The sequence below is a fragment of the Brachyspira pulli genome (assembly GCF_036997785.1).
Lineage (GTDB): Bacteria > Spirochaetota > Brachyspiria > Brachyspirales > Brachyspiraceae > Brachyspira > Brachyspira pulli.
Genome location: NZ_JAWLQI010000101.1, coordinates 1 through 6,478 on the forward strand (window position 1 = coordinate 1; position 6,478 = coordinate 6,478).

General features: G+C 27.7%; 6 protein-coding genes. 3 read left to right on the forward strand and 3 right to left on the reverse strand.

The genetic code is table 11. From position 1 onward, the window contains the following. A partial coding sequence (locus R4K56_RS14210; protein ID WP_335786926.1) for an ABC transporter substrate-binding protein occupies positions 1-496 on the forward strand: 496 nt, incomplete at its 5' end. Positions 497-786: 290 nt separating this feature from the next. Continuing rightward, on the forward strand, positions 787-2,376 hold the full coding sequence (locus R4K56_RS14215) for a peptide ABC transporter substrate-binding protein (protein WP_335773104.1): 1,590 nt from the start codon (positions 787-789) through the stop codon (positions 2,374-2,376). A 339-nt stretch (positions 2,377-2,715) separates the two neighbouring features. Here the strand turns inward: R4K56_RS14215 and R4K56_RS14220 are convergent, their stop codons facing one another. After that, on the reverse strand, positions 2,716-3,147 hold the full coding sequence (locus R4K56_RS14220; RefSeq protein WP_335756461.1) for a PepSY-like domain-containing protein: 432 nt from the start codon (positions 3,145-3,147) through the stop codon (positions 2,716-2,718). Between the two features lie 279 nt (positions 3,148-3,426). Here R4K56_RS14220 and R4K56_RS14225 point away from each other — a divergent pair, with 279 nt between their 5' ends. Continuing rightward, on the forward strand, positions 3,427-4,428 hold the full coding sequence (locus R4K56_RS14225) for an FAD:protein FMN transferase (RefSeq protein WP_335773103.1): 1,002 nt from the start codon (positions 3,427-3,429) through the stop codon (positions 4,426-4,428). A 683-nt stretch (positions 4,429-5,111) separates the two neighbouring features. On the opposite strand, the gene rsmD is transcribed toward R4K56_RS14225, so the two are convergent. After that, the gene (gene rsmD, locus R4K56_RS14230; RefSeq protein WP_335773102.1) at positions 5,112-5,675 is read right to left on the reverse strand and encodes a 16S rRNA (guanine(966)-N(2))-methyltransferase RsmD; all 564 of its coding nucleotides are present in this window, start codon (positions 5,673-5,675) and stop codon (positions 5,112-5,114) included. 39 nt (positions 5,676-5,714) lie between these two features. Then, positions 5,715-6,389, reverse strand: a complete 675-nt coding sequence (locus R4K56_RS14235; protein WP_297295384.1) for a hypothetical protein — start codon at positions 6,387-6,389, stop codon at positions 5,715-5,717. Positions 6,390-6,478: the final 89 nt, after the last annotated feature.

A 6,478-nucleotide genomic window follows, 5' to 3' on the forward strand; every position in this document is an offset into this window, starting at 1 on the left:
ATTAAAAAAAATGACAAACTTAAAAATTTTCAGTATATTCTATGAAGTTGGAAAAACCATACAGCAAATGTGGAAAGAAGCATTAAATATAGATATTAAATTGGAAGAAGAAGAATTCCCTGCTACATTACTAGCTCTAACAAGAAAAAAATATCAAATAGCTAGAATGGGCTGGACTGGTGATTATTATGACCCTATGACAATGCTTGATATTATGGTTAGCTACGGAGGTGTTAATCACTCAGGATTTTCAAATGCTCAGTATGACAATTTAATATTAGAAGCAAAAAAATCGCATGATAACAATTTAAGAATGCAAAATATGAGACAAGCCGAAGCTATATTATTAGATGAAATGCCTATAATACCTTTATATTATAAAGCTGATTCATTAATAGTTAATCCAAATCTTAAAGGCTTAGTTTTGAATCCTCTTGGAAGACATAGATTTAATTACTGTTCTGTTGATATAGTTACTAATACTACCGCAAAATAATTTTAGCTATTTAATTTGATTGATAGAATATATTTATAAACTATCAATCAAATTAATATATCTAATTTTTTACTCTGCCCTATTATTATAAAAGTCTTAATATTTTCAATAACTTCAAAAACATAAAAAATACTTAACTTTATTAAAATATAAACCATATATTACTTGCTATATAAATATAATTCATTAAAAATAACATTTTATTATAAACATACACAAAAGTTAACATATTGTATTTTTACTATTTTATACTAAAATATATAACACATCAAAAAAGGAGATTATTTATAATGAAAAGGATTATATATACAGCCATTTTATTATCAGCTTTAATATTATCTTGTTCATCAAAAAAAGAAGTATCAAAAGATGAAATAGTTGTATCGCTTGGAGGAGAAGTAGCAACTATAGATCCTCATCTTAATACTGCAAGTGCAGGAACTGTTTATATAAGACATTTTTTTGAAGGACTTATGAAAAAAGATAAAGACGGAAAACTTACAGGAGGAATTGCTGAAAATTATAGCATGAGTGAAGACGGACTCTCTTATTTATTTTATTTAAGAACTAATGCAAAATGGTCTGACGGACAGCCAGTAACTGCTGATGATTTTGTATATAGTTACAGAAGATTTGTTGATCCTAATACTGCTGCTCCTTATGCTGCACTTATGGCACCTATAAAAAATGCTTTAAAAATCTTTCATGGTGAAATGCCGGTAGAAGAATTAGGAATAAAAAAAATAGATGATTACACATTAGAAATAACTTTAGAAAATCCTACTGCATATTTTTTAGAACTTGCTGATATGTTTGTACCGGTAAGAAAAGATATTATAGAAAAATATGGTGATACTTGGGTAGAAAAACCAGAAACTTATATAGGAAACGGTCCTTATAAAATGGTTGAGAGAATCAGAGATGATAAAATAGTAATGGAAATTAATACCAACTATTATGACAAAGATCAATTAGTAGCTAAACAAATAACTGTTTCTATGATATCAGATAAAAATACTGCATTAGCTGCTTTAAGAAACGGACAAGTACATTTTTCTAATTTGGTACCGGCTCAAGAAATAGATAACTTAAAAAAAGAAGATTTAATAGTAATGAATCAGGCTTATGGTACTGTATATTTTGAGATGAACTTAACAAATGAAGCGTTTAAAGACTCAAGAGTAAGAAGGGCATTGGCTCTTGCAATCGATAGAAATTACATAGTAGAATCAGTAAACAGATCCGGTCAAATACCTGCAGGAGCTTTTGTTCCTCCTCTAATAAGCGATTATGAAGGAGAGTTCAGAGCCAATGGAGGAGATTATATAAGCGTACAAAGCAATGATTATCAAAAAAATATTGAAGAAGCTAAAAAACTTATGGCTGAAGCAGGATATCCTAACGGAGAAAATTATCCTGTTATAGAGGTATTAGTTGCAAATGACGGTAATGTTGTAATGGTTGAAGCTATACAGCAAATGTGGAAAAATATCGGAGTTGATGCCGTTATTGTACCTAGAGAATGGTCTGTTATACTTCAAAGTTTCAGAGATTTAAGTTATCAAATGGTTCTAAGCGGTTGGACTGGTGATTATAATGACCCTATGACTATGTTAGAATTATATTTAAGTTATGCTCCTAGCAATCCGGGATACAATAATCCTGAATATGATAAACTTATTGAATCTTCTAAACATATAGTTAATCCTAAAGATAGAATGACTGTTCTTCATAATGCTGAATCTATACTTATGTATGATATGCCTATAATACCTATACATTACAGATCTAATGTTTTAATGGTATCTAAAAAACTTAAAGATTATAAATTAGATCCGCTTGGAAAATACAGATTCCATTATTCTTATTTAGAAAAATAATTTTTTATTTATTATAAAAAGATTTATTGATTAAAAATCAAAGGAGATTAGAAAAATCTGATCTCCTTTTTTGTATAAATTTTTAATATAAAAATATTATATTTAGTTACTACTTTATGAATTGATATAAATATAATTAATGAATAAGATATAAACAGAGTTTCATTTATATAAATTATAATGAACACTTTGATGAGCAATAAATAAAAAATCAAAATAATTTAACAAAATAAATTTTATTAATATTATAATAAAAAGAAGAGATGCCATATAATAAATACAGCATCTCTTACTACATTTTCATAAACCATATGTTTTCATAAACCTATCAAAACTCAATTAATCATCAAATTGCTGTCCCATTAACTGTCCATTAGATGATACGTATAATTCCATCATATTATTAAGTTTTATTTTGAAATTGCCCCACTCTTTTTCTACATCTACAACCATAGCTTGAGGATAAGTCTTTTTTATTGTGTTTGCAACTGCTGGAGGTAATACATTCATAGGTACAGGATTATATTCTCCGTCTATGTTTACCCATTCTCCATTAGGCATAAAATCTATTTTAGAACCATTTGATAAACTAACTTCAAATTTTCCGTCATCTCTTTCTACTTTCCATATTTGAACACCAGGATATACTTGCTGTATAAATGATCTAGCTTTCTGCGGAAGTGAAGAAGCTGGAACTACCCAATCTGCAAATAAGCTTGATGCTGAAAAAATAGTTAATGATATTAATAAAACAAATAATCTTTTTGTCATAGTTAATCTCCTTATTATTATTTTATAAGCAGGTACCTTGTAAATTATCTTTACAATTATAAGTATAGCAGAAAACTAATTAATGTCAATATATTTTACTTTTATTTTACGATTTTTTTACAAAATCTTTAATTAACGCTTAATTTTTTACTACATATACAACATACTATAATTTATTGATTCTATTTCTTTAATATTATTGATTTTTATTGAATATTATATATATTTTTACAATCATTTTTTATTAATGTTTTATTAAAAAAATTAGGAATTATAATCATGAAAAAAAAGATTTATTTTGCTATACCTATAATAGCGGTGGCATTGATATTAGCAGTTTCATTTTATAGAAGCAAGGAAAAATATGTAAGAGCAACAGTTATTATAAGCGATACTATACTTAATATAACAGCTCAAACTTCAGCAAAAGGAATGGAAAAATTAGTAGACAGCATTACTAATGAAATAAACAGAATAGATTATATACTAAATCCATATAATGAATCATCTGAAATAGCGAAGATTAATAAAGAAAGTTTATCAGGAAAAAGAGAAATACCAATATCCGATGAAATGGCACATATAATGTCTACAGGTTTGAGATATTCAAAATTAAATCCCTCATTTGATATAAGCGTAAGACCTTTAATAGAGCTTTGGGGATTTGGTGTTAAAGAAAATCAAACAGTACCAAAACAATCTGAAATAGATAATGCTTTAAATAATATAGATTATTCAGCGGCATCTATAATAACAAATGAAGATAATAAAAAAATATTGCAGTTATCAAAGCCATTAACTTTTGATTTTGGATCTTATGGTAAAGGCTATATTATAGAGAAGTTAAAAACTATATTTGAAAAAAACAATATAAAAAATTATTTAATAGATTACGGCGGAGATACTTATGCCAATGGAGTTAATAATAAAGGAAAAGCTTGGGTGGTAGCAATAAGAAATCCGAGAAATGATACTGACGGTTATTTGGGATTACTCGAATCTACAAATTATACTATAGTTACTAGCGGTGATTATGAGAGATATTTTACACAGGACGGAACCAATTATCATCATATAATAGATGCTTCAATTGGATATCCTACATACAACAGTATATCAGCCACTATAGTGCATACCAATGCTGAGGAAGCTGATGCTTTATCAACAACAGCATTTTTGATGGGTACTAACTTTTTTACTAATGAGGCTTTTAAATACAAAGAAGCCTATATAGTAACACCTCAAGGGGAATTGTTTATAGTAACTAATGAGAATTTTTAATTAAATATTATATTGTGTCAATTTTTATTTATACATTATCAATAAAATAATATAGAATTGACACAGTATATACCAAAAATTTTAGAGTTTGTCAAAAAATACAATTTTAAATTTAGGTTATTTGTGGGGACTAGCCCCACCGCTCTGCGTACTTCGTAACCCCCCCAGTTCTTTTGCGACCGCAGGGAGTGCCTGTGGTATTGACACAAAGAACCTATATCCTCGACAGGCTCGGATACGCTTCGCGAAAGACTGTATTTTTGACACAAATCTTGTTTTTACTTCACATTTCAAACAAAACTTAATAATATTTTATACTATTAATAAACAAAAATTACATTTACAAAAAAGTAAAAATTGACAAAATATAGTTGTTTAGGTATATACTAAAAATTTTTAAGTTTATCATTTTTTTAGTCAACTTTTTCCCGCCGCATACGCTCTGCGGACTTCGTCAAAGAACCTTATATCCTCGACAGGCTCGGATACGCTTCGCGAAAGTGCAAGTGCAAAATTACTACTAAATCATACTAAAAATGTCTTGCTATAAGATAAATTATTAATTTTTACACAATAATAAGTAATTAGCCGCACTTATAGAGGACATTCTGTAAGAATAAGCTATACTGTGCGGGTTGCCGCTACGGCTAGTAGTTGACAAAATATAATTGTTTAGGTATACACTAAATATATTTAAAAATTACTAATATGCTTTCTCCATAGCATTTTACTTCATAGTTCATTACATCTTTCACTATATCTTGAAAGGCTTCATCTTCCAAGAATTTTTTATAATAATCAGCACCGAACTCTGCAGCAAAAAGTCCATTATCATTTAATATTCTTCTCTCTATTATATTTTTTATAACATCAAAATATATTTTTGAATGATAAGGCGGATCTAAATATATTATATCAAATTTATCATTAGTTTTTTTCACATAATCATCAGCTGAAACTCTTTTTATCTTATAAAGATTTTCATCATTTCCGAATATTTCTTTGGCATTTATAAATATAGTTTTAACAGCTTCTCTGTCTATTTCTATCAAAGTAGCATGCTTGGCATTTCTGCTTAGAGCCTCAAATCCCATAACACCGCTTCCTGAACAAAGATCCAAAAAAGTTTTATTTTCTATATCAACTATATTAAAAAAAGCCTCTCTTACTTTACTTTGAGTAGGTCTAAAATCTCTTTTAGGAGTTATAATTTTTCTTCCTTTTTTATTTCCTGATATTATATACATATTAACTTTCCTGATATTATATAAATGATTTTAATATTGTTATTTATATAAAATCCTAATTTGAGCAAATGCTGCATTTGTGTTCAAATAAAGTATATTGTCATAAGTGCCCATTACAAAATTAGTTTCGCCGAAACTTATACTGTCGCCTGTTGGAAGCGAAATACTTCCGAAAGCACTTGAAGCCTTTATATGAACCTGTACTTTATCGCTAATTAAAATCACTGTGTCAGCAAATACAGTATTTACATCTATACATCTATTTCTATCTATTTCTAAATCTGATAAATCTATAGTTCTTGTTTTGAAATATACATTATATTTTGATTTTTTATTCTTTGGTATATTATCTCCTACATAATGTGCCCCTAGAAGTATATATACGCCAAGAAAAATAATAATCATTCCTATGATCATTCTAAATATAGGAGTGTATAATATAAAAGGCATATTAATATTGAAACAGTATCTTACAAGAACATATATTCCCGTACCTATTACAAATAATCCTAAAATTATTTTTGAAGCGTAAAAGCCTCTGCCGAAAATCATAGATGAACCCCAAGCTATTATCAAAAGAGCTACTACTATTGTAAATACTGGGGTGTATGCCAATGCCGGAATATAAATATGAAAAACATATTGAAGCAGTATATAAGCACCTATCACTATTACAATTGTACCTATTAAAAATCTTGAAAATATAAATTTCATACCTTAATACCTTAAAACCTATTTTTTATATACTAACTAATATTAACAAAAAAACAAGTATTTTATAAAAATAATTAATATTATAAAAT

Excerpts from the sequence above, each read along its gene's own strand:
- R4K56_RS14215 (WP_335773104.1), top strand. The coding sequence starts at position 787 with ATGAAAAGGATTATATATACAGCCATTTTATTATCAGCTTTAATATTA.
- R4K56_RS14220 (WP_335756461.1), bottom strand. The coding sequence starts at position 3,147 with ATGACAAAAAGATTATTTGTTTTATTAATATCATTAACTATTTTTTCA.
- R4K56_RS14225 (WP_335773103.1), top strand. The coding sequence starts at position 3,427 with ATGAAAAAAAAGATTTATTTTGCTATACCTATAATAGCGGTGGCATTG.
- rsmD (WP_335773102.1), bottom strand. The coding sequence starts at position 5,675 with ATGTATATAATATCAGGAAATAAAAAAGGAAGAAAAATTATAACTCCT.
- R4K56_RS14235 (WP_297295384.1), bottom strand. The coding sequence starts at position 6,389 with ATGAAATTTATATTTTCAAGATTTTTAATAGGTACAATTGTAATAGTG.